We start from the raw sequence: 24,922 nt of genomic DNA, 5'->3' as shown, positions 1-24,922 counted from the left end.
GCCTGATATTTTCTGTTCAGTATCTGCCATACTGGCCGCAACACATCGACGAGGACGACACCATGAAACGCATCGCCTTGCTTGCGGCCTTCCTGACCACCACCGCAGCGGCAGCCCAATCCGCCCCGTCGCCGGAACGGCAGATCGACGCGCTGTTCGCCACGTGGAACCAGCCGGGCAAGCCGGGCGCCGTGGTCGGCGTGATCCGCGACGGCAAGGTGCTGTTCACGAAGCGTTACGGGATGGCGGATATCGAGCGCGGCGTGCCGATGTCTCCGTCCGCCAAGTTCTTCATCGGCTCGATGTCCAAGCAGTTCACCGCGTTTGCCATCCACCTGCTGGCCCACGACGGCAAGCTGTCGCTCGACGACGACATCCATATGTACCTGCCCGACGTGCCGGACTTCGGCAGGAAGATCACCATCCGCCACCTGTTGCAGCACACGAGTGGATTGCGCGACTACTTCGACCTGATGGCCATGGCGGGCCTGCGCCCGGGCGACGTCATCGAGGAGGACAAGGCACTGGCATTGATCAGGCGCCAGCGCACACTCAACTTCGAACCCGGCCAGGAATGGGACTACTCCAACACCGGCTACGTGCTGCTCGCGCGGATCGTGGAGCACGTGTCCGGCAAACCGTTTCCCGAATTTGCACGCGAACGCATCTTCGTCCCGCTCGGCATGACGCACACGCTGTTCCAGCAGGACTACCGCACCCTCGTGCCCGGCCGTGTCCTGTCGTACGTGCCCGCCGACACCGGCGGCTACCGGTTCGCGCCGGTCAACATCTCGATGGCCGGCGACGGCGGTGTGTTGACGACGATGGGCGACCTGGCCCTGTGGGACCGCAATTTCTACGACGGACGCGTCGGCGGCATGGACGTGGTCAGGCAGATGCAGGTAACCGGCGTGCTCAATGACGGCAAGCCGATCGAATACGCAGCGGGGCTGTTTGTCCATGCCTACCGTGGCTTGCGGCTGGTCGAACACAGCGGCATGGCCGGCGGCTATGGCAACCAGCTGTGGCGTTTTCCAGACCAGCATCTTTCGGTGATGGTGTTCGCCAACACGTCCGACATCGATACGGACCTGACTGTGCGCAGGATCGCCGACATGGTCCTGGACCGCGTACCGGGCGCGGCGCCGGCCTCCCCCTCGGCACCCGCGACAACGTTCAAGGAAATCCGGCTCGACCCTGCGCGACTGGATGCGCTGGTCGGCTTTTACGCGACGTCGCCGCAATCGGGGATCACCTTCACCAAGGAGAACGGCCGGCTGATGGCGCTCGGCATGGGATTCCCGAAAATGCCCGCGTTTCCCTATAGCGAGCGCGATTTCTTCGCCAGGATGACGGACTCCCGCTTCAGCTTCGATCCACCCGGCCCGGACGGCATTGTCGCGGGCGGCATCCTGCACTGGGGCGAGCAGGATATTCCCGCCACCCGCACCGCACGTCCGATTCCTTCCGCAGCCGAATTGAAGCGAGTCGAAGGCGATTTCTACAGCGACGAGCTGCACGTCCTGTATTCGATCACCGGCAAGGACGGCGACCTCGTGCTGACCTATCCGGGCGGCACGGTCACGCTCGGTTTTAACGGCGAACGCGATTATGCTACGGGCTTCGGCACGATCAAATACCAGTGCAGCGCCGATGGCTGCACCGGGTTCACGATGAGCACGGACCGGGCGCGCAACGTGCAGTTCACACGGGTCGCACTGGCGTCGCCGAGCCGTTAAGTTGCCGGGCAACACCAGTTGGTTTAGACTGGTTCTTTCCCTTCCAACTTGCCGACATGTCCGCACGCCCCGTTCGCCTGCTGAGCGCCACCCTCTTCGCCCTGGCCGCGCTGGCCGCATGCAAGGGCGAAAAACCGGCGCCGCCGCCGAAGCCGGCCGCCGTCCAGGCCCCGGCCGTGCCCACGCGCACGCGCGACCAGGCGATCGCCGCGCTGCTGGCGCTGCCGGAACTCAAGACGTGGTCGGAGCAGATCGAAAAGCGCTCGCACGGCGCGGCCCACGGCGCCGTCATCGAGGACGACCCGAACCCGCGCGTCATCGAAGGCAGGAAGTATTACCAGCTGAGCTTCGTGGAAGACCGCAAGCAGAACGTGCACCGCCGCGCCAGCTTCCTCGTGTCGCACGAGGGCGACGAGATCCTCGTCGAAGACCTGGACAATGATTCCGTGCAATCGCTGGCCGAATGGCGGCGGAATATCCGCAACGTCGAACTGAAGTCGCATTGATCGGCCACAAACCAACCCCTATCCGACGCGTCTATCGTGGACGCTGCCGCTGACCGTGCAGCTCCACCGCCAACTCGCGTGAACGGTGGCGCCACTCCTCCCCCGGTCGGCGGCGCCTCCCCTTCATCGCTTCAAACCCGCGCCCGCCACTCCGCCAGATAATGCTGCGGCGTCTTGCCGAGCAGCTTGCGGAACATGCTCGTGAACGCGCTCGGGCTCGCATAGCCCAGCGACTGCGCAATCCTGCCCACGCTCTCGCCGCGCGCCAGCATCTCGAACGCGTGCGCCAGGTGCACCTGCTGTACCCACTGGCGGTAGTGCAGGCCCGTCTCGCGGGGAAACAGCCGGATCAGCGTGCGCGCGCTGGCGCCCGCGTCGAGCGCGTAGTCGTCGAGCCGGCGCTGGCTGGCCGGATGCGCCATGATGTCCGTGCACAGGGCTTGCAGGCGGCGGTCGCGCGGCCACGGGACGGCGATTGGCACCGTCTCCATCGCGGTCAGTTCCGACAGGATCAGCCGCGCCAGTGCCTCGCCGCGCCCGCCAGGCGGATAGTCGACGGGCTCCGCCGACAGCGCCAGGATCAGCTCGCGCAACAGCGGACTGACTTCCAGCACCTTGCAGCCGTCGACGAGGTTGCCCGCCGCGTCCGGCTCGATGTACAGCGTGCGCATATTGACGCGGCTGAGCATCGTCAGCTCGTGCACGATGCCGGGCGCGATGAGGAGTGCCCGGCGCGGCGGGATGATCCACACGCCCAGCTCGGTGCGCACGCGCATCACGCCTTCGCTGGCGTACAGCAGCTGCACCCACGGGTGGCTGTGGGCTTCGACCAGTTCGCCGTGCTGCACTTCGGACGGCACGGCCGTCACGCTGCGCGGCAGCTTGCGGAATTTCTGGCGATAGCGGGGAGAAGGAACGATTGTCACTTCGGCGACGAAAGATGGAATATGCGTTCGAATCGACGATATTACACTGGCCTGCCATTCCCATCGAAGATCATCATGACCACGCCAACCTCGCCCGCCGCAACGCACGCCGGGCCGGCCAGCGCCGCGCCCGGGGCCGTGCTCCAGATCCTGTTTTCCGTCGCCTTCGTGCACCTGCTGAACGATTGCGTGCAGGCCGTGCTGCCGTCGATCTATCCGCTGTTGAAAGCGCAGTTCGCGCTCAGCTTCACGCAGGTCGGCCTGATCACACTGACGTTCCAGTGCACCGCATCGCTGCTGCAGCCATGGATCGGCCTCTACACCGACAAGCGCCCGATCCCCTTCCTGCTGCCGGCCGGGATGTGCGTGACGCTGGCGGGCGTCGCGCTGCTGGCCGTCGCCGGCACCTTTCCGATGCTGCTGCTGGCTGCGGGCATGATCGGCATCGGCTCGTCGACGTTCCACCCGGAAGCCTCGCGCGTGGCGCGGCTCGCGTCCGGCGGGCGCTTCGGCTTCGCGCAATCGCTGTTCCAGGTCGGCGGCAACCTCGGCTCCGCGTTCGGCCCGCTGCTGGCCGCCGCCATCATCGTGGGCCGCGGCCAGGGCCGTATCGCGTGGTTCATGCTGTTCATCCTCGTCGCCGTCATCGTGCTCGTGGGCGTCTCGCGCTGGTACGGCAGCCACCTCAAGACGGTCACGCGCAAGGCCGCCGCGCACGCGGGTCCGGCACTGCCGCGCGCGACCGTCATCCGCGCGCTGGCCGTACTAGCGATGCTCGTGTTCTCGAAATACGTGTACATGGCCAGCCTGTCGAGCTATTACACGTTCTACCTGATCGAAAAATTCCACGTCGGCGTCGGCACTGCGCAGCTGTACCTGTTCGTGTTCCTCGCGGCCGTCGCGGCAGGCACGTTCGCGGGCGGCCCGATCGGCGACCGCATCGGCCGCAAGCGCGTGATCTGGGTATCGATCCTCGGCGCCGCGCCGTTCACGCTGGCGCTGCCGTATGCGGACCTGTTCTGGACCGGCGTGCTGTCGGTGGTGATCGGGCTCGTGATGTCGTCCGCGTTTTCCGCGATCGTCGTGTTCGCGCAGGAGCTCGTGCCGGGCAAGGTCGGCATGATCGCGGGGATTTTCTTCGGATTGATGTTCGGCGTGAGCGGCATCGGGGCCGCGGCCATGGGGCATCTGGCGGACGTATCCGGGATCGAGACGGTGTACCGGCTGGCGTCGTTCCTGCCGTTGCTGGGGATACTGGCGGCGGCGTTGCCGAAGATCGAAGCACGTAAATAACCGCACCACTTAACAGCGTCGTCCCTGCGAAGGCAGGGACCCAATTTGCACGCGTTGCGATAACGCGTGCAGAACTTGGGCCCCCGCCTGCGCGGGGGCGACGGTTTTACAGCTAGCTGTCGAGGTGCGAGATGAGCGCCCTGCGCCCTTCCCCCTCGCCTTCCACCGCCGCCGGCGGCAACGCCCGCGCATGGTGCACGTCGACGGAGATGCCAACGGCCATGATGTCGATGAGGAGCAGCTGCAGGATCCGCGAGATCATCGCGAGGAAATGCGTGCTGTCCTCCGCGTGGTCCACGGCCAGCAGCACGTCCGCGCGGCGCGCGAGCGGCGACTGGCTGTTGCAGATCGCGATGACGTCGGCACCGGCCGCGCGTGCCGCATCCACGGCCGACAACAGGTCCGGCAGGCGGCCCGAGTTCGAGATCGCGACGACGACGTCGCCTGGCCCCAGCAGCTCGGCCGCCAGCTTGAACAGGTGCGAGTCGCCGTACAGCGCCGTCGGGATGCGGAAGCGGAAGAACTTGTGCTGGCCATCCAGCGCCACCACGCGCGAATTCCCCATCGCGTAGAACTCGACCCGCTTCGCGCGGCTCACCAGTTCGATCGCACGATCGATGGCGCGCACGTCCAGCTGGTCGCGGAATTGCAGGATCGCGGAGATCGTGTTGTCGATGACCTTCGCGGACAGATCGTGCGTGCTGTCGCTGCCGCGCACCTGGCTGTGACGCACCGGGATCGAGCCCGTGAGGCTGCTCGCGAACTTCAATTTGAAATCGGCGAGGCCGAGGAAACCGAGCGAGCGGCAGAAGCGGATCACGGTCGGCTGGCTCACGTCCGCCAGCTTCGCGATGCCGGCGATCGGTTCGTTCAGCACGAGGCGCGGCTGTTCCAGCACGAGGGCCGCCACGCGCTGCTCGGCCGGCGTCAGTTCCGGGCGCAGCTTGTGGATGCGGTCCATCAGCGTATTGCCGCCGCTGCGGCCGCGCAGGTGTTCCGACAGGATGTTCGCGACACCGTCGAACGCCACGTGCGGCGTCGAGATCACGTACGTCGGGATGTCGGACAGGTAGCTGGAAAAGCGGCCCTTCGCTTCGAAGCGCGTGCGGAACGGCGATGTCCTGAACCACTCGCCCAGGCGCGGCACGATGCCGCCGCCGATGAAGATGCCGCCGAACGCACCGAGCGTCACCGCCAGGTTCGCCGCGGCGCCGCCCAGCATGCCGCAGAAGCATTCGAGCACTTCGAGGCACAGCGGATCGTGGTCGTCGAGCGCGCCGGTGATGATCTCGGCGGACGTGCGCGCAGCCGCGTCCACACCATTGCGTTCGGCGAGCGCGCGGAAAATGATTTCCATGCCGGGGCCGGAGATCAGGCGCTCGTTCGACACGTGGCTCCATTCGCGCCACGCGGTCTGCAGGATTGCGAACTCGCGCTCGTCGCTGGGCGCGAAGTTGACGTGGCCGCCCTCGCTGCCGAGGGTGACGAAGCCGTCGACGGTCGGGATGCCGCCCGAAACGCCCAGGCCCGTGCCCGGTCCGAGCACGCCCAGCACGGCGCCCGGCACGGGTTTGCCGGGGCCCACCTGCATCAGGTCCGATTCCTTCAGGCCCGGGATCGCCATCGCCAGTGCCGTGAAGTCGTTCACGATCAGGAGCGTGTCGAGGCCCAGTTCGCGCCGCACGGCGTCCGTGGAGAATTCCCAGGGCCGGTTCGTCATGCGCACATAGTCGCCGTCGACGGGGTTCGCGAGCGCGAGCGCGCCGTGGTGCAGGCGCGTGTCCGCGTGTTCGGCGAGGTAGAAGCGCAGCATCGGGACGATGCCCGAGTAGTCGTCGCACTTCAGCACGCGCACCGAGCGATAGGTGCCGGGCGCGGTCTGCAGCGCGAAGCGCGCATGCGTCGCGCCGATGTCGGCCAGCAGGCGCGGGCCGTCGGCGAACGCGGTGCGGGTATTGTCTGGTTGCTCTTCCATTATGCGATTGTACCGAACCAGCCGCCGTACGGCGGCAGCGTGACGGTCGTGCCGTTCACGTCGCCGGACAGGCCGTGGCCGTCGAGCTTCTTCGCGCCGGCCGCGTCAGGCCAGTCGAAGGTCAAGGGGGCGTTGGTCACGTTGAACACGGCCAGCACGGACGGGAAGCCTTCCTCGTCGCGGCGCAGCGCCAGCGCCTGTTCCGGCACGTCGAAGAACGCGATCTCACCGCGCGTCAGTTGCGGCAGGCCGCGGCGCCACTGGATGATGTTGCGCGCGAAGTTCAAGGTCGATTGCGAGTCCTTGTCCTGGCCTGCCTCGGCCAGCGCCACATGTTCGGGCGGCACCGGCAGCCACGGTTTGCCGGTCGTGAAGCCGGCGTTCGGGCCCTCGTTCGTCCACGGCATCGGCGTGCGGCAGCCGTCGCGGCCCTTGAACTCCGGCCAGAACGTGATGCCGTACGGGTCCTGCAGCAGCTCATAAGGCACGTCCGCTTCCGGCAGCGCCAGTTCGTCGCCCTGGTACAGGCACGGCGTGCCTTTCAGCGACAGCTGCAGCGCCAGCACGAGTTTCGACAGGGCCGGGGTCTGTTCGCCGCTCGACCAGCGCGTGGCGACGCGAATGCTGTCGTGGTTACCGACCGACCACGAGGCCCAGCCATCCTTCACGCGCGCATTGAATTCCTCGACCTGGCGGCGGATGTGGCGGCTGGAAAACTGGGGCGTCAGCAGGTTGAAGCTGTAGGCCATGTGCAGCTTGTCGCCGCCCGACGTGTAGTCCGCCATCACGGCCAGCGAATCGTCCGCGCCCACTTCGCCGATCGCGACGGCGCCGTATTCGTCCAGCAGCTTGCGCAGCCTTTGCAGGAACGCGATGTTCTCGGGCTGCGTCTTGTCGTGGATGTGCGCCTGCATGCCGTACGGGTTCACGTCCGTGACGGTCGACGTGTCGCGCACGAGGGCCGGCGGATTGCTCTGGAGCGTACGGTCGTGGAAGTGGAAGTTGCAGGCGTCCATGCGCACGCCGTCGACGCCGCGCTCGAGCCAGAAGCGCAGCGAATCCAGGTGCGCCTGCTGCACGGCCGGATTATGAAAATTCACCTGCGGCTGGTTCACGAGGAAGTTGTGCATGTAGTACTGCTTGCGGCGGCTGTCCCACTGCCACGCCGAGCCGCCGAACACGGACAGCCAGTTGTTGGGCGGGTTGCCGTCCGGGAGAGGATCGGACCACACGTACCAGTCGGCCTTCGGATTGTCGCGGCTCGAGCGGCTTTCGACGAACCACGGGTGGATCTCGGCCGTGTGCGCCATCACCTGGTCGATCATGATCTTCAGGCCCAGGCTGTGCGCCTTCGCGACGAGCGCATCGAAATCGGCCAGGGTGCCGAACAGCGGGTCGACATCGCAGTAGTCCGCGATGTCGTAGCCGAAGTCCTTCATCGGCGACTTGAAGAACGGCGACAGCCAGACGATGTCCACGCCCAGGCTGGCGATGTAATCCAGCTTGGCGGTGATGCCCGGCAGGTCACCGACGCCATCGCCATTCGTGTCGAGATAGCTGCGCGGGTACACCTGGTAGATGATGGCTTCGCGCCACCACGGATTCTTGTCGTGCGAGGAAGTGGTCATGTGGTGTCTCTCCAGTAATTTTACGCAATATACAGGATGACATCGGCGATGACAATCGGCTCAAAAATCGCCAGCTATAGTAAATCTTCATTTAAATCATTGACTTAGAATATTTCATACAAAAATGACTGTTACGGATCGGTAGTCAAACTACATCAATAAGTGTTAGCCTGTCGCGTCAACAGAACACCCACGACCATGACCCGAACGACTCTCCGCGCCGCCGGCGCCCTGCTCTCCTGCCTGGCCGCGACCGGCGCCCACGCCGCCATCGGACCGGACGCCTGCGACAATAAAAACTTCCAGGCCGTGCTGCACCCGGCGGCCGCCCGTTTCGACGCGCGCGCCGTCTGGCTCGACGGCCGGACGATCCAGTGGCCGGGCAGCGCCTCCGCCGGCACCGTGAAGCTGTATCACGCGAAGCGCGGCGCGATCGCGGCGGCGCCGGGCGGAAAGGTGGCCGGTGCGGACGGCGCGATCCGTCTCGATCCGTTCTCCGGCCCCGTCCCCCAAGGTTTCACCTACCTGGCCCCGGGCCCGGTGCTGCGCGTGGGCGACGCGGATGCGCCCCGCCTGCCCGACCTGCACCGCGGCCAGCTCGTGCTCGTGCGCGAGGATGCGGAGGGCAACGTGCTGGACGCCACGCGCATCCAGGCGGCCGGCGCCCTCGACGACTTGTATGCCGCTGCCGCCGACCTGCCGCAACTGGGCGTGGACATCGGCGGCGGCCGCACGCGCTTCACCGTGTGGGCGCCGACCGCACAGCAGGCCGCCGTCTGCGTCTACAACGGCGGCACGGGCGCCGTCCGCGCCGTCTACCAGATGGAATTCGACCGCCGCACGGGCGCGTGGCGCGCCGCGCTGCCGGGCGACCTGACCGGCAAGTACTACAAATACGCGGTCGACGTGCCGGTCGATGCGGGCATCGTGCGCAACCTCGTCACCGATCCGTATTCCATCAGCCTGACGACGGATTCGAAACGCAGCTATATCGCACGCCTCGATTCGCCGCGCCTGAAACCGGCCGGCTGGGACACGACACCCGCGCCGCAGACGGTGAAACACCAGACCGACATGGTCGTCTACGAACTGCACGTGCGCGATTTTTCGCGCGACGATGCCACCGTGCCGTCCGCCCATCGCGGCAAATACCTCGCGTTCACCGACACGGGCTCGAACGGCATGAAGCACCTCGCGGCGCTGGCTCAGAGCGGCCTCACGGACATCCACCTGCTGCCCGTGTACGACATCGGCAGCGTGCCCGAGACGTCGTGCGCGGTGCCGCAACCGTCCGGCACGCCCGACGGCGACACGCAGCAGGCCCTCGTCAAGCGCACGGCGGAGACGGACTGCTTCAACTGGGGCTACGACCCGTTCCACTACAACGCTCCGGAAGGCAGCTACGCGACCGATCCGGCCGACGGCGTGCGCCGCATCGTCGAGTTCCGCCAGATGGTGCAAAGCCTGCACAAGACCGGCCTGCGCGTGGGGATGGACGTCGTGTTCAACCACACGTTCATCGCGGGACAGAACGAAAAGTCCGTCCTCGACCGCATCGTGCCCGGCTACTACCACCGCCTGAACGCGAGCGGCGTGATCGAACGCTCGACATGCTGCGACAACACGGCGACGGAACACCGCATGATGGGGAAGCTGATGATCGATTCCGTCGCGCTGTGGGCGAAGGAATACAGGATCGATTCGTTCCGCTTCGACCTGATGGGCCACCAGCCGCGCGCCGTGATGGAAGACCTGCAGAGGAAGGTCAACGCGGTCGCCGGCCGCGACGTCCAGCTGATCGGCGAAGGCTGGAACTTCGGCGAAGTGGCGGACGGCGCGCGCTTCGTGCAGGCGTCGCAACTATCGCTGAACGGCAGCGGCATCGGCACCTTCAACGACCGCCTGCGCGACGCCGTGCGCGGCGGTTCCGCGGGCGATTCGGGCGACGCGATGTTCAGCCGCCAGGGCTGGATCAATGGCCTCGTCTACGATCCGAACACGCAGGCGGGCGCGCGCCCCGCCGCCGACCTCTTGAAAGCCGCGGACCTCGTGCGCGCGGGACTCGCGGGCTCGATCCGCTCGTATCCGCTGCACACGTTTGACGACAAGACCGTGCCGCTGGAAGCCATCGACTACAACGGCCAGCCGGCCGGCTATGCGAGCGAGCCGGGCGAGGTCGTGAACTATGTCGAGAACCACGACAACCAGACGCTGTTCGACATCGACGTGTTCAAGCTTCCCCTGTCCACGACGAGCCGGGAACGGGCACGCGTGCAGGTGTTGGGCATGGCAGTCGACGCGTTCGCGCAAGGGGTCGCGTACTACCACGCGGGCATCGACGTTCTGCGTTCGAAATCGCTGGACCGCAACAGCTTCAATTCCGGCGACTGGTTCAACCGCATCGACTGGACCTACCGCGACAACCATTTCGGTACGGGCCTGCCGCCCGCGGACGACAACGGCAAGGACTGGCCGCTGCTGCAGCCCCTGCTTGCCAACGCCGCCATCAAGCCGGCCCCCGCCGACATCGCGTTCGCGCGCGACGCCTTCCGCGACCTGCTCGCGATCCGCGCCAGTTCGACGCTGTTCCGCCTGCCCACGGCGGTCGACATCGAACAGCGCCTGCGCTTCTTCAACACGGGAAGCAGCCAGGTGCCGACGGTGGTCGCCGCGCACCTGGACGGCCGCGGCCTGGCCGGCGCAGGGTTCGCCGGCATCGCGTACTTCATCAACGTGGACAAGGTCGGGCACACCGTGACGGACCCGGAGGCCGTCGGCAAGCGCCTGCACCTGCACCCCGTGTTCCTGTCCGAACACGCGGCGGACAAGCGGGCCACGCAGGCGACGTTCGACGGCGCGACGGGCGCGTTCTCGATCCCGCCGCGCACGGCCGTCGTGTTCGTCGAAGACTAAGGCCGCATCACATCGGCCGGAAGCGCCAGGCGAACGTCTGGCTGGCGCGGAAGACTTCGTCGCGGCCGCGCAGCTGCACGGTGATGCGGCCCATCAGGTCGCGCCGCGCATGGGCGATCGCATCGGCGCGCACCGCCACGCCGCGGTGGATCTGCCAGAACTCGTCCGGATCGAGCGCGTCGAGGAGTTCCTTCAGCGATTTGCGCACATGCGTCTCGCCGTCGGTGGCGACGACGCGCGTGTACTTGTCTTCCGACTGGAAGAACAGGATGCTCGAGACGGGAATGACCTTGATCGTGTCGCCGACGCTGGCGCTGATCCAGCGCATGCGCGGCGCAGCCTGCGGCTGCAGGCGCCGTTCCAGGTCGGCGAGGCGCCGGCCGAGGTCCTGGTCGTGCACGCCCGCGCGCGCCCGCACGCGCTCGACGCACTGGCGCAGCCGCGCGGGCGTGACGGGCTTGAGCAGGTAGTCGAGCGCGCCCGCCTCGAACGCCTCGAACGCGTGCGCGCTGTAGGCCGTGGTGAACACGACGTTCGTGACGCCGTCCGCGGCCGCCACCTCCAGGCCACTCAGTCCCGGCATGCGGATGTCGAGGAAGGCCACGTCGGGCCGGTGCTGCACGATGGCCGCGAGCGCGCCGGTGCCGTCCGCGCATTCGGCCACGATGCGCAGGTCGGGCCAGGCGTCGGCCAGCAGCCGGCGCAATTCGCTGCGCGGCAGGTCTTCGTCGTCGGCGATGATTGCGGTGGGCATCGTGCGTTCAGGCTGTCAGGGGCAGGCGCAGGATAGCCGCAACGCCTCCCTCGGGCAAGGCCTTGAGCGTCATCCCCGCCGTGCCGCCATACAGCCCCGCGAGGCGCTCCTGAATGTTCGCGAGGCCCACGCCGGTGCCGGATGTGGCGCTGCCGAAGCCCACGCCGTCGTCGCGCACCTCCAGTTCCAGCAGCGCCACGCCGGCATCCACCACGCGGCGCGCGGTCACCGTGATGCGCGCCGGCCCGGCCTTCGGCTCGACGCCATGCTTGACCGCGTTCTCGACGAGCGAGATCAGCATCAGCGGCGGCACCTGCGCGGCCTCGAGCCCCGGCTCGGCCTCCACCGCGAACGCGAGCCGCGGCATGCGCTCGTGCATCAGCGCCAGGTAGGCGCGCGCCGCGTCGAGCTGGCGGGCCAGCGGCACGCTGCCGCTCGCGGCTTCGTGGCGCATCTGCGGGATGGTCGCGCGCAGGTAGTCGGCCAGGTGGTCGACGATGGCGGCGGCGCGCGCCTGGTCGGACACGATGGCCGAGCGCACGCTGGCCAGCGTGTTGAACAGGAAGTGCGGTTCGACCTGGGCCGCGAGCACGGACAGCCGCAACTCCGCCTCGACGCGCGCGGCATCGGCGCGGCGCAGCGCCTGGTCGCGCAGCACGTCATCGAGCTTGCCGCGCTGGCGCACGAACGCGACCAGGTCGGTGATGCCGCCCAGCCAGCACACGAGCAGCACGACCGCCAGCAGCATGACGACAGCGCCCGCCGTGCCGGCGGTGCTGTGGCCGCCGGGCCGCGGTGCCGCTGCGGGCATCGCCGTGGCGGGTGCGTGCCGCGCCTGGACACGCTGGAATTCGGCCAATGCCTCGTCGTACTTCGCCTGGGCCGCCACGTACGCCGGGCTTGCCGGCGCAGCGCGTGCGGGTTGCGGCCGCGTGCCCTGTTCGACCTGGTAGCGCAGCAGCTTTTCGAACGCGGCGCGGCCGGCCTGCGTGGCCTGTTCCTGGGCCGGCGTCAACGACGTGTTCGCGCTCTTCAGTTTCAGGTAAGCCTCCACGGCGGCGGATTCCTGAGGGGTCAGAGGCACTTCGCCGGCGGGCGCCACGCGGGCCAGCGCCGCCTGTGCGCTTTGCAGGACATCGAACGCCTTCAGCTCCTCCGGACTCATCTTGCGCCAACTCGTGCCCGGCTCGACGCTGAACCTCGGCCCGGCCTGCCAGTTCACCGTGAACTGCACGCGCGGCAGCAGATGGACGACGCGTCCGCCGGTGGCGGGATCGACACGCGCCGCCTCATACCAGTGCTTCAGCTGAAACGCCGTGGCCAGGCTGGCCGCCATCCCCAGCAGCAGCATGCACAGGAGGCCCGCGAACTCGCGCCGGACGGGCCAGCCGCGCGCACGCACCCACACGGCCAGCCCCGGGCCGAGAAGCACGAGCACCACGCAGGGCACGCCGAACACGAAGCCGATACGCAGCACATCGACCCAGTCGACGTTTTGCGGCTGCAGCGGAATCGCCGCCAGCGCCGCGTTCAGCAGCGCCGCCGCGAGCAACCCGGTCAGGAACGCGATGCTGCGGTAGCGGAACCACGCCATACTGAAGATGGGAAACTGGCGCGCGCGGCCGAACCAGCTGGCGTGCACGACGACGTCGGGCGGCAGCGGCATGGCGGAAGAGACTGGCACGGGACTGGACACGGACATCGGAACGCTCTCTGGTCAACTCGAAAGACGCCAGTGTAGAGCGCGGGGTGCGGCCATGGGAACCTTGCGACGAAACGGGCCCGGGTGCGACGAAGCGGCCTGCGGCGGCGCGAACGGCGCGCGCCCGCAACCCCGCCGGTGCTAGCATTTTTGCGTCACCCAACGGAGGCGCTCATGAATACCGGCACGATCAGGGCATGGGCCGCGGCCACGGCCGGCGGCCCTTTGGCACCGTTCGCATATGACCCGGGCCCGCTGGGACCGGAAGACGTGGAGGTCGAGGTCGAGCATTGCGGCGTCTGCCATTCCGACCTCTCCATGCTGGACAACGAATGGGGCATCACGGCGTTCCCGTTCGTGCCCGGCCACGAAGCCATCGGCCGCGTGGCCGCGCTCGGTGCCATCGCCGCGACCAAGGGCCTGTCGGTCGGCCAGCGCGTGGGCGTGGGCTGGAACGTGCGCAGCTGCCAGCACTGCGCGGCCTGCCTCCGTGGCGATTTTCACCTGTGCGCCAGCGTGCAGGCGACCATCGTGGGCCACCACGGCGCCTTTGCCGACCGCGTGCGCGCCCACTGGATCTGGACCATCCCGATTCCCGGCGCGCTGGCGGCGCAGAACGCCGGCCCGCTGCTGTGCGGCGGCATCACCGTGTTCGCGCCGCTGTTGCAGCTGCACGTGCCGCCGACGGCGCGCGTGGCGGTGTTCGGCATCGGTGGTCTCGGACACATGGCGCTGATGTTCACCAGGGCCTGGGGCTGCGACGTGACGGCGTTCACGTCTTCGCCCAGCAAGGTGCAGGAAGCGATGAGCTTGGGCGCCCACCACACGGCCTCGAGCCGCTCCGACGCCGACCTGCAGCGCCTCGCGGGCAGCTTCGATTTCGTCTTCATCACGGCCAACGCGCCGCTCGACTGGGATGCCGTCATCGCACTGCTCGCGCCCGGCGGCCGCCTGCACTTCCTCGGCGCCGTGCTGCAGCCCGTGCCGGTGCAGGTCATGAGCCTGATCATGGGCCAGCGCGCGATCTCGGCGTCGCCGACGGGCAGCCGCGCCCAGATCGACACGATGCTGCGCTTCGCCACCCACCACCACGTGGCGCCGAAGGTCGAGCATTTCCCGATGCGCCGCGTGAACGACGCGATGGACCATCTGCGCGCCGGCAAGGCGAGCTACCGGATCGTGCTGGACGCGGATTTCGCCTGATCGCTCAGGCTGGCGCGGCAGCGTGCGCGACATCGCCCTTGCCGCGCGCCTTGACGCCGTACATGGCGCGGTCGGCCGCGGCGAACAGGCGCACGGGATCGAAGTCGCCATCGGCGGTCGCGATGCCGATGCTGCAACCGACCTGCGCCCGCACGTCGCCCACCGCGACCGGTTCGCACACGACATTCAGCATGCGCACGGCCAGTGCATCCAGCGCCGCACGGGACGGACCGGTCGTGAGGCAGGCGAACTCGTCGCCGCCGAGGCGCGCCACCAGGTCGCCCTTGCGGCTGGCCGCACGCAGCCGTGCCGCAACCGTGCGCAGCACGTCGTCGCCGGCCAGGTGACCCAGCGTGTCGTTGACCTGCTTGAAGCCGTCCAGGTCGATCAGGAGCAGCGACACCGGACTCGCCAGCCGCTCGGCGCGTGCGAGCGCCAGCCCGACCTCATGGTCGAACGCGGCCCGGTTGGCCAGGCCCGTCAACGCGTCGTGCTGGGCGCGATACAACAATTCCTGCTGCGTCAGGCGGGATTCCGTGACGTCGCGCGCGATCGCATACGTGTGCGTCATCGCGCGCCCGTCCTTGGTCGGCGCCGGCGTGGTCCAGGCGAGCCAGCGGTAGCGGCCATCCTTGTGACGCGTGCGTGCCTCGAAGTTCACGCCGTCGGTGCCCTCGGCGATCGTGCGCAGATGCGTGAGCACGTCCGCCAGGTCGTCCGGGTGCGCGCTGTCCTCCAGCGGCAGGCGCATGAACTCCTCCGGCGTATAGCCCAGCAGGCGTTCGACGGCCGGATTCACGCGCAGCAGGCGCCCGTCCAGGCCGTGCACGATGAGCATGTCGAGCGAGTTCGCAAAGAACCAGTCCCACCCTTCCTTGATTTCCTCGTATTCGCGCAGGCGCGAGTCGACGTTGCACGCCACGCGCAACAATTCCTCGCGGTCTTGTTCGAGGCCAGCGATCTTCTGCTCGAGTTCGGCCATCTTGTCGACCTGGCGACGGAGGTATTCGAGCAGTTCGGATTGGGGAAGCTGGATGAGTTCGTTGGGCATGGAAGTGTCGCCGGGGATGTCGCGGACAGGCGGACATCGATTGTAACACTTTGATTCCACGAGGCAATTCTCGTAACAACAGCTGTTGTCATTCCGGGACAGCGCCGCAATCCGGCTGGACCACTTGTCGATCCGGACCGACCACACTACAATGGGCCGACGACAGGCTGCCTTCCACGGAGACCATGAAACCCGCGTTCCTTGCCGTCCTCGCCCTCTGCACCCCGGCCGGTGCCGCCACCCAGCTTCCACCGAACGGCGCCACCAACGTCAATCCGGACACGCATCTCGTACTCCGCTTCGCCAGCCCGCCGACCATCGGCCACGCCGGCAGGATCCGCATCTACGACGCGGCCGACGACCGCCTGGTCGACGAACTGGACATGGGCATCCCGGCCGGCCCCACGGAACGCGCGGCCGGTCCGTATCCCCCGTACCTCGCCACGCCGTACGAGTACGACGGACCGCGCCGGAGCAATGCCGATACGAAGCCCGGCACGCCGTCCGCACCGGGCGTCGCGCCCGCCGCCGGCAACTACCAGCTGACGATCATCGGCGGCTTCACGGACGGTTTTCATTTCCACCCCGTGATCGTGCACGGCAACGCGGCCACGATCTACCCGCACCACGACCTGCTCCGCTACGGGAAGACGTATTACGTGCGGATCGATCCGGGCGTGCTGACGATGGCCGACGGCAGCTTCGAGGGCGTCAGGGACTGGCGCTTCACGACGAAGGCCCGCGCGCCGGCTGCGGATGCGCGCCGCGTGACCGTGGCGGCGGACGGCAGCGGCGATTTCGACACCGTGCAGGGCGCGCTCGACTGGGTGCCGGACCGGCACACCGGCCGCGTCACGGTGTTCGTGAAGAACGGCGACTACGAGGAAATCGTCTACGCCCGCAACAAGCACGACGTCACGGTGCGGGGCGAAAGCCGCGAGGGCGTGCGCATCCATTACGCGAACAACGAGGTGTTCAATCCGCACCCGCCGAACGTCGGCACGAACGAGTTGCCGGGCACGTTCCCGTCGCGGCGCGCGGCGTTCGCGCTCGACCATGTGCACGACATGGTGCTGGACAACCTCACCATCGCGACGACGGCGAACGGGCAGGCGGAAGGCCTGCTGCTCAACGGCGAGCGCACCATCGTCAGGGACGTGACGGTCGAAGGCGCCGGCGACGCGCTGCAGACGAACGGCAGCGCGTACTTCGAGAACATTCGCCTGACGGGCACCGGCGACACGATCCTCGGCCGCGGTCCCGCGTACTTCCGCCACTGTGACATCACCTCGCGCGGCGCGTTCATGTGGATTCGGAATACGCAAGCGAATCACGGCAACGTGTTCGACCGCTGCACGTTCCATGCGACCGGCGGGGAGACTGTCCTCGCGCGCCTGCCCGACAACAAGGGCCGCAATTATCCGTACGCGGAAGCGGTGCTGCTGGATGCGACCCTGACCGGCATCGCGCCGGAAGGCTGGGGGCCCGTCGACGGCGATGCGTCGCACGTACGGTTCTGGGAATTCAACAGCCGCGCTGCGGACGGCAAGCCGGTGGACGTCGGCAAGCGGCATCCGGCATCGCGCCAGCTCGATAGGGACCGCGACGCGGACACGATCGCGCACTACCGCGATCCGGCCTGGGTGCTGGGCGGCTGGACGCCTCACTCGCCCTGACGATTGCCCTTGCGATAATCGGTCGGGCTGCTGCCCGTCCACTGCTTGAAGGCGCGGCAAAATCCGGTGGCGTCCGCGAAGCCCAGGTCGTACGCCAGCGCCGCCACGCCCGTGTTCGAATTGGCGAGCCGGTGGACGGCGATGTCGCGCCGCAGGCCATCCTTCACCAGCTGGAAGCGCGTGCCCTCTTCCGCGAAGCGCCGGTTGAGCGTGCGCACGGAGACGTGCAGGGCCTGCGCGAGATCCTGGATCGTCACCGGCTGCGCGATGTGCTGCTCGAGATAGGCGCGCGTCCTCGCCATCAGGGTGCCACGCTGGCCGGCGCTGAACGTCCAGTCTTCCGGCGCGCGTTTCAGGAATGCCCACAGCTCGTGTTTCTCGCGCTTGAACTGTTCGGCGCAATCCGCGTAGGAAAAATAAATGCACGTCACGTCCGCGTCGAAGCGCACCTCGCCGGGGAACAGGAACGCGTGATCTTCCGCATGCCGCGGGCGGGCGAAGGTGAAGTCGATGCGGTGCAGGCTGATCTCGCGGCCGAGCAGCCACGAGGCGATCCCGTGGATCAGCTTCATCATCAGCTCGTGGCCCAGCGGCGTGACGGGCGTGCCCGGCGCCCGTTCCACCAAGGCGAGGCGCACCAGGTCGTTCTTCGTCGAGATCTGCAGCCGGTAGTCGTCCAGCAGCAGGTTCCAGAAGCGCACCAGGCGGTTGAGCGCGACCAGCACCGTCGGCGCGTCCAGAAGGCTGAGCATCAGGTACTTCAGCGTGCCGCCGCGGATCGGCCGGGACCACAATCCCAGCATCTCGTCGTCGAGCGTCGCCGCGATCGTCCGGTACAGCGCGACGTATTGCTGGCGCGTGAGGCGCGCGTCGGGCTGGTCGAGCAGCGATGGCGGAATCGCGGCACCGGCGAGCACCTGCGCCGCCACGTCGTCGCCGTGCCGGGCGCGGATGGCGTGCAGCATCCCGTGCAGGAAGTGGGCAGAGAGCGTGATCATGCCGTAATTATGGCGCGTTTTGCATACTGATTGGCGCGATGCACCAACTTTTGCTACGCAACCTCCCTATACTGGCGCTTAATTCTGCGCCAAGTGGCGCATTTTGCAAACCTTTGGGGAGCATGAAGTGAATACGAAACGCATCGTCGTGACCGGCATGGGCCTGGTGTCGCCGTTGGGCTGTGGGGTCGAAACCGCGTGGGGACGCCTGTTGAAGGGCGAGTCCGGCCTGGTCGGCCTGTCCGAGGAGATCACGGAAGCGATTCCGGCCAAGGTTGCCGGCGTCGTGCCGGCGTTGACGGACGACCGCCCGTGGGGCTTCGATGCCGACCGCTTCGTGGAACCGAAGGACCAGAAGAAGATGGACCGGTTCAGCATGTTCGCGCTGGCCGCTGCCAGGGAAGCCTTGCAGCAGGCCGGCTGGCAGCCGCAGACCGACGATGAGCGCGAACGCACGGCCACCATCGTGGCATCCGGCATCGGCGGCTTTGGCGCCATTGTGGAAGCCGTGCGCACCACAGACGGCCGCGGACCGCGGCGCCTGTCGCCGTTCACCGTGCCGAGCTTCCTGGCCAATATGGCGGCCGGGCAGATCTCGATCCGCCACGGCCTGCGCGGTCCGCTGGGTGCGCCCGTGACGGCATGCGCCGCGAGCGCACAGGCCATCGGCGATGCCGCGCGCCTGATCCGTGGGGGCGAGGCCGACGTCGCCGTGTGCGGCGGCGCCGAGGCGTGCATCGACCGGGTCAGCTTCGGCGCGTTCGCCGCCGCGCGGACGATGTCCACCAGCTTCAACGACGATCCCACGCAGGCATCGCGTCCATTCGATGCGGCGCGCGACGGCTTCGTGATGGGCGAAGGTGCCGGCATCCTCGTCATCGAAGAGCTGGAGCACGCGCTGCGCCGCGGCGCGGTGCCGATCGCGGAACTGGTCGGCTATGGCACCAGTGCCGATGCGTACCACATGACGTCCCCGCCCGAGGACGGCGACGGCGGACGGCGCGCGATGGCACAGGCGATCCGGCAGGCCGGCGTCGCGCCCGAACTCATCGGGCACCTGAATGCCCACGCGACGTCCACGCCGGTGGGCGACGTGAGCGAACTGGCCGCCATCAAGACCATCTTTGGCGCGGGACGGGGCCCCGCCGTCTCGGCCACCAAGTCCGCGACGGGCCATCTGCTCGGCGCGGCCGGCGGCGTGGAAGCCATCTTCACCGTGCTCGCCCTGCGCGACCAGGTGGCGCCGCCGACCTTGAACCTTGTGCAGCCCGATGCGGCGGCGGAAGGCGTCGACGTCGTCGGCGGCGCGGCGCGCGCGATTGCGACGGACTATGCGATCTCGAACGGGTTCGGGTTCGGCGGCGTCAACGCGAGCCTGCTGTTCCGGCGCATGATGCCTGCTTAATATTTACACAAAACGGTTTATATCGAATAGCATGGGGGTTTCGTTCCACTCACCTCCCCCATGCGCACACTGATCCGGGCCGCCGCCTCGGCCCTGCTTGTTGTCCTCCTGGCGTCCTGCGGCGGCGACCAGCAACCGGTGCAGCACACCGGTGCCGAGCGCACCGCCGCCGCCCTCGGCACCCCGGCGAGCGTGGATGCGGAATACGAATACCTGGTGCAGCAGCTGTACCTCGGCTACTTCGGCCGTCCCGCCGATCCTGCCGGCCTGGCCTACTTCACGAAAGCCTACCGCGCGGCCGGGGCTCCGACCACGATCGGGGGCCTGTTCGATGCTTACGGGACGAATGCCGCCGTGCGCAACCTGGTCGATGCCTTCGCCGCGAGCGAGGAATCGAAGCAGCTCTATCCCGTCTGCGTGATCACCTGCTACGACGCGGAATGGGTACTCGCCCTGTACCAGAACCTGTTTTCGCATTACCCGGACGCGGCCGGCGACAAGTTCTGGGTCGATGCGCTCAACCTGCACGGCGTCACGCGGGCGAACGTCCTGTTGTCCGTGCTGGCCGGCGCCCAGGGGACGGACGCCGACCTGGCGACGCGCAAGGTGCGGGCCGCCGTGCAGTTCACGCGTACGCTCGATGCGGCCGGGCAGCGCGCCTTGTACGACGGCCACATCGCGAACACCATCGTACGCGGCCTGATGCACAACGTGGCCGGCATGGCCGACGACGCCGCCGTGCAGGCGAATATCGACGCCACCATCGGACGCCTCGCCGATCTCGCTGCCGGCAAGTTCGACGAGGCGGTGCCGGGCACGCGCAGGATTCTCCTGCTCGCGGCCCCGGAACGCCTGGCCGACAACGGCACCCGCCTAGCCGCGCTGGCCGGCGCGCTGGGCAACGACCTGACCGCCCTGCGCCGTAACGGCCCCGCGTGGAGCGTGGACGTCGCCGCCGCCGCCACTACCATCAGCGCGATCCGTGCCCAATTGGAGGGCTACGACGGCGCCCTCCTCGTCGGCCAGGTCCCCATCCCCACCGCCGGCGATGCGCCGTTCCTCGACGTGTATCGCCTGCCCGATTGCCCCGCCTTCGACCTGAATGCCGGAGGCCAGGTCCTCAATGCCCTGGCCCTGCATTCGGCCGACCCGCGCTGCCAGAACGGCCTGGTGCTGTCGGTCCTGCGCGGGACCAGCCCCCAGGCGGAAGCGGGCGAACTGGCGAACAAGCTGGACCAGATGATCGCCTATCACCGCGCCGGCGCGAGCGCGAATGCGGGCTGGGTCCAGCGCTTCCGCATGATCGAAGCCGGCTGGTTCGGCGGTCCGGCAGCCCAGTGGGGCGATCAATCGGACAAGTGGGCGAACGTCGGCCTGTATCCGGCCGGCGCCATCAGCTACCTGAACGAGGGCACGTCGGTACAACGGCGCGACGCCTTCCTCGACTGTATCGGCCAGAACACGGAAATGTGCGTCGTGAACGTGCATGGCGCACCGCAGTATCTCGACTTCGAGGGTCCCGGCACGCCCGGCGTCTTCTATTCGAGCGACAGCACCGACTGGAACGCGTCGAGCGTGGCCGCGCAATCCGTCAAGGCCAAGTACATCGAACTGGCGTCCTGCAGCACGCAGAACTTCCTGTACCCGGACTCGGTCGGGACGACGCTGCTGATGCGCGGGAATGCGCTGCTCACGCGCGGCACGACCACCGTCACGGCGGTCACGAGCCTCTACGAAGACGACATCATCAAGAACGAATACGCCCTGCTCCAGAACGGCAGCACCTTCGCGGAAACCGTGTACGGCCGCCTGGAAGGCTCGCCCGTGAGCCTGCAAGGCGATCCCTGGATCACGATGCGTCCCGTACCGGCGGGGCCCCAGCCGAAGCTGGTCATCGACGGCAAGCACCAGAACGGCGGCGCGCTGACCATGCCGATCACGATGGCCGATGCCGTCGGCGGCGCGGGCGCGCGGCGGGTGGTGATCTTTTCCAACCGCGGCGACGCCGACCTGCACGTCCGCATCGGTACGATTTTCGTCGTCACGGGCGTCGACTACGGCACGCCGCAGGGCGGCCAGTACGAATATGGCGAGAACGCGCAATTCGAGACGGATTCCCAGCAGAGTTTTTCCGACGGCCGCGTGCTGCTCTGGCCGAACTACCCGTTCGAGCAGATGGGTGGCGTGATGCCAGTCACACTCAAGCCGGGCCAAAGCGTCGCGATCACGTACCGGCTCAGCGTGCGCACGGGCCCCGACGGCAAGCCGAAGCGACCGGGCCTGTACACCGGCCAGCTCACCGTCACGTCGGACGATCCGGCCAGCGCGCGCGTCTATCTCGCGATGCAGGGGCGCGTGCGCTGATCGGGCGGATCAACCCCGCTTGCGCGCCCGATCCGTCAGCACGAGCGCGATCCCGCCCAGGATCGCGACGACGGCAGCCAGCAGCCGCGGCGTGAACGCCTCGTCCAGCCACAGCGTGCCGCCGACGGCCGCGATCACGGGCACCGACAGTTGCACGCTCGCGGCCTGCAGCGCCGACAGCCCGCGCAGCGCCGCGTACCAGATCACGTAGCCGAGCCCTGACGTCAGCGCACCGGACGCAATGGCAAGCACGATCCCGGCCGTATCCGCATGAGCGCGTGCAGCGAACAGGAAGCCTAGCAGCAGCGCGAGCGGCGTGGCGCGCAGGAAGTTCGATGCGGTGGCCGCGAGCGGGTCGGGCACGCCGCGCCCGCGCAATGAATACGCGCCCCACGCGATGCCCGCGACGGCCATCAGCGCGGCGCCCGTCAAGGGCGGCGCGGCCACGCCGGGCAAGACGAGTACGATGAAGCCGGCCAGCGCCAGCGCGAGGCCCGCCCAGCCGCGCGGCGCGAACCGTTCGCCGCCCGCGAGGCCCACGGCGAACATCGTCAGTTGCACGGCGCCGAACAGGATCAGCGCACCGGTCCCCGCCGGCAAGGTGAGGTAGGCAAACGAAAACGCTGCCACGTAGGCGAACAGCATGGCGGCGGCGCGCCAGTCCGGCGTTGCCGCGGGACGCGACCGCAGACGCATGGCAAGCATCAGCACGAGCGCACCGGACGTCACGCGGATGACGCCGAACGTGGCGGGATCGATGTGGGCATCGCGCAAGGCGATGCGGCACAACAGCGAGTTGGCCGCGAACGCGGCCATCGCAAGTGCCGTCAGGGCGATCGTGGCGGAGGTCGCGCGCGCCACGATGCGCCGGTCAGATGTCGAGGTGGGAGATCAGCAGGCGGCGGCGTTCGCTGTCGCCCTCCGCCGCTTCACCGGCCGGGCCGAGCGAGATGCCGACGGCCATGATGTCGATGAGGAGCAGCTGCAGGATGCGCGAGATCATCGACAGGAACGTCGTGCTGTCCTCGCTGTGGTCGACGGCCAGGCAGACGCTTGCCTTGCGCGCCAGCGCGGACTTGCTGCTCGTGATGGCGATGACGTCGGCACCGGCGGCGCGCGCCACGTCGACGGCGTCCAGCAGTTCCGGCAGCTGGCCCGTCGTCGAGATGGCGACGACCACGTCGCCCGGTCCCAGCAGCTCGGCCGCCAGCGCGAACAGGTGCGAATCGCCGTACGACGACGTCGGGATGCGGAAGCGGAAGAACTTGTGCTGGCCGTCCAGCGCCACGACGCGCGAATTGCCCATCGCGTAGAACTCGACGCGCTTGGCGCGGCGCAAAATGTCGATGGCGCGGTCGATCGAGTTCACGTCCAGCTGGTCGCGGAACCTGAGGATCGCGGACACCGTGTTGTCGATGACTTTCGCCGACAGGTCATGGGTGCTGTCCGTCATGCGCACCTGGCTGTGGCGGACGGGAATCGTGCCCGTCAGGCTGCCTGCGAACTTCAGCTTGAAGTCGGCGAGGCCGGAGAAGCCCAGCGAGCGGCAGAAGCGGATCACGGTCGGCTGGCTGACGTCGGCCAGTTTCGCGATCTCGGCGATCGGCTCCGACAGCACCTTGCGCGGGTGCTCGATCACGAGCTGCGCCACGCGCTGCTCGGCCGGCGACAGTTCCGCCTGCAGGTGCTGCACGCGTTCCATCAGCGTGTTGGCGCCGCTGCGGTTGCGCAGGTGTTCCGACAGGATGCTCGACACGCCGTACAGGGCCGGCGTCGGCATCATGATCACGTAGGTCGGGATCTGCGCGAGGTAGCTGGAGAAGCGACCCTTGGCTTCGAAGCGCGTGCGGAACGGCGACGTCTTGAACCACTCGGCCATGCGCGGCACGATGCCGCCGCCGATGAAGATGCCGCCGAACGCGCCCAGCGTGACGGCCAGGTTCGCAGCCGCGCCGCCCAGCATGCCGGCGAAGCATTCCAGCACTTCCTGGCACAGCGGATCCTTCTGGTCCAGCGCCGCGGCCATGATCGCGGCGGCATCGCGCGGCGGCGCTTCCACACCGTTGCGCAGCGCGAGTGCGCGATAGATGATTTCCATGCCCGGGCCGGAGATCAGGCGCTCGTTCGACACGTGCTGCCATTCTCGCCAGGCGTATTGCAGGATCGCGAATTCGCGTTCGTCGGCCGGGGCGAAGTTGACGTGGCCACCCTCGCTGCCGAGGGTGACGAAGCCGTCCACGGTCGGGATCACGCCGGAGACGCCCAGGCCGGTGCCCGGACCGAGCACGCCGGCCACGGCATTCGCGATCGGCTTGCCGCCGCCGATCTGCAGCAGGTCTTCCGGCTTGAAGCCGGGCAGCGCCATCGCCAGCGCCGTGAAGTCGTTCACGATCAGCAAGGTCGTCAGGCCGAGTGTGCGGCGCACCTCTTCCGTCGAGAACTGCCAGTCGCGGTTGGTCATGCGGATGAAGTCGCCGCTGATCGGATTCGCGAGCGCGAACGCCGCATGCGTGATGCGGGTATTGCCGCTCTGGGCCTGGGTCTGGGCCAGGTAGGCGTTCAGCAGCGGGACGATGCCCGGATAGTCGTCGCACAGCAGCACGGCCACGTTGCGCAGCACGCCCGGCGCGATCTCCAGGGCAAAGCGCGCATGGGTCGCGCCGATGTCGGCCAGCAGGCGCGGACCGTCGGAATAGGCGCCGCGGGTGTGCTTCTGTTCGGTGTCGGGCTCAAGCGTCATGGTGTTGCTCTTCTCGCGAAGGTCTCCTCTATTGCGCGTAGGATACCAT

The 24,922-nt window shown here is 68.0% G+C and carries 17 protein-coding genes; 8 read left to right on the top strand and 9 right to left on the bottom strand.

What is annotated here, in order from left to right; all coding sequences use genetic code 11:
* Positions 1-62: 62 nt before the first annotated feature.
* A complete protein-coding gene (locus tag P0M04_RS14150) occupies positions 63-1,739 on the top strand; it encodes a serine hydrolase (protein WP_259449894.1) in 1,677 nt (558 codons plus the stop codon).
* Between the two features lie 56 nt (positions 1,740-1,795).
* A complete protein-coding gene (locus P0M04_RS14145) occupies positions 1,796-2,245 on the top strand; it encodes a hypothetical protein (protein ID WP_259449893.1) in 450 nt (149 codons plus the stop codon).
* Positions 2,246-2,376: 131 nt separating this feature from the next.
* On the opposite strand, the gene P0M04_RS14140 is transcribed toward P0M04_RS14145, so the two are convergent.
* Positions 2,377-3,171: an AraC family transcriptional regulator gene (locus tag P0M04_RS14140; RefSeq protein WP_259449892.1), complete on the bottom strand. Its 795-nt coding sequence runs from the start codon at positions 3,169-3,171 to the stop codon at positions 2,377-2,379.
* 75 nt (positions 3,172-3,246) lie between these two features.
* On the opposite strand from P0M04_RS14140, the gene P0M04_RS14135 reads away from it, so the two are divergent.
* Positions 3,247-4,464, top strand: a complete 1,218-nt coding sequence (locus P0M04_RS14135) for an MFS transporter (protein WP_259449891.1) — start codon at positions 3,247-3,249, stop codon at positions 4,462-4,464.
* A gap of 112 nt (positions 4,465-4,576) precedes the next feature.
* On the opposite strand, the gene glk is transcribed toward P0M04_RS14135, so the two are convergent.
* Both glk and P0M04_RS14125 read right to left on the bottom strand, forming a co-directional pair.
* The gene (glk, locus tag P0M04_RS14130) at positions 4,577-6,439 is read right to left on the bottom strand and encodes a glucokinase (RefSeq protein WP_259449890.1); all 1,863 of its coding nucleotides are present in this window, start codon (positions 6,437-6,439) and stop codon (positions 4,577-4,579) included.
* Positions 6,439-8,067, bottom strand: coding sequence for an alpha-amylase family glycosyl hydrolase (locus P0M04_RS14125; protein WP_259449889.1), 1,629 nt, complete (start codon positions 8,065-8,067; stop codon positions 6,439-6,441). Before P0M04_RS14125 ends, glk begins: the two co-directional genes overlap by 1 nt.
* A gap of 198 nt (positions 8,068-8,265) precedes the next feature.
* Here P0M04_RS14125 and P0M04_RS14120 point away from each other — a divergent pair, with 198 nt between their 5' ends.
* The gene (locus tag P0M04_RS14120; protein ID WP_259449888.1) at positions 8,266-10,980 is read left to right on the top strand and encodes an alpha-1,6-glucosidase domain-containing protein; all 2,715 of its coding nucleotides are present in this window, start codon (positions 8,266-8,268) and stop codon (positions 10,978-10,980) included.
* A 7-nt stretch (positions 10,981-10,987) separates the two neighbouring features.
* Here the strand turns inward: P0M04_RS14120 and P0M04_RS14115 are convergent, their stop codons facing one another.
* Together P0M04_RS14115 and P0M04_RS14110 are read right to left on the bottom strand one after the other, a co-directional pair.
* On the bottom strand, positions 10,988-11,734 hold the full coding sequence (locus P0M04_RS14115) for a LytR/AlgR family response regulator transcription factor (protein WP_259449887.1): 747 nt from the start codon (positions 11,732-11,734) through the stop codon (positions 10,988-10,990).
* A 7-nt stretch (positions 11,735-11,741) separates the two neighbouring features.
* A complete protein-coding gene (locus P0M04_RS14110) occupies positions 11,742-13,436 on the bottom strand; it encodes a sensor histidine kinase (RefSeq protein WP_259449886.1) in 1,695 nt (564 codons plus the stop codon).
* Positions 13,437-13,610: 174 nt separating this feature from the next.
* On the opposite strand from P0M04_RS14110, the gene ahr reads away from it, so the two are divergent.
* Positions 13,611-14,639, top strand: a complete 1,029-nt coding sequence (gene ahr / locus P0M04_RS14105; RefSeq protein ID WP_259449885.1) for an NADPH-dependent aldehyde reductase Ahr — start codon at positions 13,611-13,613, stop codon at positions 14,637-14,639.
* 4 nt (positions 14,640-14,643) lie between these two features.
* On the opposite strand, the gene P0M04_RS14100 is transcribed toward ahr, so the two are convergent.
* Complete coding sequence (locus tag P0M04_RS14100) at positions 14,644-15,690, bottom strand: sensor domain-containing diguanylate cyclase (RefSeq protein WP_259449884.1); 1,047 nt, start codon at positions 15,688-15,690, stop codon at positions 14,644-14,646.
* Positions 15,691-15,875: 185 nt separating this feature from the next.
* Between P0M04_RS14100 and P0M04_RS14095 the strand changes: the two genes are divergently transcribed.
* Positions 15,876-17,366, top strand: coding sequence for a pectinesterase family protein (locus tag P0M04_RS14095; RefSeq protein ID WP_259449883.1), 1,491 nt, complete (start codon positions 15,876-15,878; stop codon positions 17,364-17,366).
* Here P0M04_RS14095 and P0M04_RS14090 read toward each other — a convergent pair.
* Complete coding sequence (locus P0M04_RS14090) at positions 17,354-18,364, bottom strand: AraC family transcriptional regulator (protein ID WP_259449882.1); 1,011 nt, start codon at positions 18,362-18,364, stop codon at positions 17,354-17,356. The two genes, P0M04_RS14095 and P0M04_RS14090, sit on opposite strands and share 13 nt — an antisense overlap.
* 157 nt (positions 18,365-18,521) lie before the next feature.
* On the opposite strand from P0M04_RS14090, the gene fabF reads away from it, so the two are divergent.
* Both fabF and P0M04_RS14080 read left to right on the top strand, forming a co-directional pair.
* Positions 18,522-19,769 carry a beta-ketoacyl-ACP synthase II gene (gene fabF / locus P0M04_RS14085; RefSeq protein ID WP_281042453.1) on the top strand — a complete coding sequence of 416 codons (1,248 nt, stop codon included), beginning with the start codon at positions 18,522-18,524 and terminating at the stop codon, positions 19,767-19,769.
* Positions 19,770-19,829: 60 nt separating this feature from the next.
* The gene (locus P0M04_RS14080; protein WP_259449880.1) at positions 19,830-22,133 is read left to right on the top strand and encodes a DUF4214 domain-containing protein; all 2,304 of its coding nucleotides are present in this window, start codon (positions 19,830-19,832) and stop codon (positions 22,131-22,133) included.
* A gap of 9 nt (positions 22,134-22,142) precedes the next feature.
* Here P0M04_RS14080 and P0M04_RS14075 read toward each other — a convergent pair whose 3' ends face one another.
* Complete coding sequence (locus P0M04_RS14075; RefSeq protein ID WP_259450088.1) at positions 22,143-22,949, bottom strand: DMT family transporter; 807 nt, start codon at positions 22,947-22,949, stop codon at positions 22,143-22,145.
* A gap of 55 nt (positions 22,950-23,004) precedes the next feature.
* On the bottom strand, positions 23,005-24,873 hold the full coding sequence (locus tag P0M04_RS14070) for a glucokinase (protein WP_259449879.1): 1,869 nt from the start codon (positions 24,871-24,873) through the stop codon (positions 23,005-23,007).
* Between the last annotated feature and the right edge of the window lie 49 nt (positions 24,874-24,922).

The sequence above is a fragment of the Telluria mixta genome (assembly GCF_029223865.1).
In the GTDB taxonomy this organism is placed as follows: domain Bacteria; phylum Pseudomonadota; class Gammaproteobacteria; order Burkholderiales; family Burkholderiaceae_D; genus Telluria; species Telluria mixta.
This window is presented reverse-complemented; position numbering and strand designations above follow the sequence as displayed.

Coding starts and splice junctions, on each gene's coding strand:
- P0M04_RS14120 (WP_259449888.1), top strand. CDS start 8,266: ATGACCCGAACGACTCTCCGCGCCGCCGGCGCCCTGCTCTCCTGCCTG.
- P0M04_RS14150 (WP_259449894.1), top strand. CDS start 63: ATGAAACGCATCGCCTTGCTTGCGGCCTTCCTGACCACCACCGCAGCG.
- P0M04_RS14135 (WP_259449891.1), top strand. CDS start 3,247: ATGACCACGCCAACCTCGCCCGCCGCAACGCACGCCGGGCCGGCCAGC.
- glk (WP_259449890.1), bottom strand. CDS start 6,439: ATGGAAGAGCAACCAGACAATACCCGCACCGCGTTCGCCGACGGCCCG.
- P0M04_RS14080 (WP_259449880.1), top strand. CDS start 19,830: ATGCGCACACTGATCCGGGCCGCCGCCTCGGCCCTGCTTGTTGTCCTC.
- P0M04_RS14075 (WP_259450088.1), bottom strand. CDS start 22,949: ATGGCCGCGTTCGCGGCCAACTCGCTGTTGTGCCGCATCGCCTTGCGC.
- P0M04_RS14145 (WP_259449893.1), top strand. CDS start 1,796: ATGTCCGCACGCCCCGTTCGCCTGCTGAGCGCCACCCTCTTCGCCCTG.
- P0M04_RS14115 (WP_259449887.1), bottom strand. CDS start 11,734: ATGCCCACCGCAATCATCGCCGACGACGAAGACCTGCCGCGCAGCGAA.
- P0M04_RS14100 (WP_259449884.1), bottom strand. CDS start 15,690: ATGCCCAACGAACTCATCCAGCTTCCCCAATCCGAACTGCTCGAATAC.
- P0M04_RS14125 (WP_259449889.1), bottom strand. CDS start 8,067: ATGACCACTTCCTCGCACGACAAGAATCCGTGGTGGCGCGAAGCCATC.
- P0M04_RS14095 (WP_259449883.1), top strand. CDS start 15,876: ATGAAACCCGCGTTCCTTGCCGTCCTCGCCCTCTGCACCCCGGCCGGT.
- P0M04_RS14110 (WP_259449886.1), bottom strand. CDS start 13,436: ATGTCCGTGTCCAGTCCCGTGCCAGTCTCTTCCGCCATGCCGCTGCCG.
- P0M04_RS14090 (WP_259449882.1), bottom strand. CDS start 18,364: ATGATCACGCTCTCTGCCCACTTCCTGCACGGGATGCTGCACGCCATC.
- fabF (WP_281042453.1), top strand. CDS start 18,522: ATGGGCCTGGTGTCGCCGTTGGGCTGTGGGGTCGAAACCGCGTGGGGA.
- P0M04_RS14070 (WP_259449879.1), bottom strand. CDS start 24,873: ATGACGCTTGAGCCCGACACCGAACAGAAGCACACCCGCGGCGCCTAT.
- ahr (WP_259449885.1), top strand. CDS start 13,611: ATGAATACCGGCACGATCAGGGCATGGGCCGCGGCCACGGCCGGCGGC.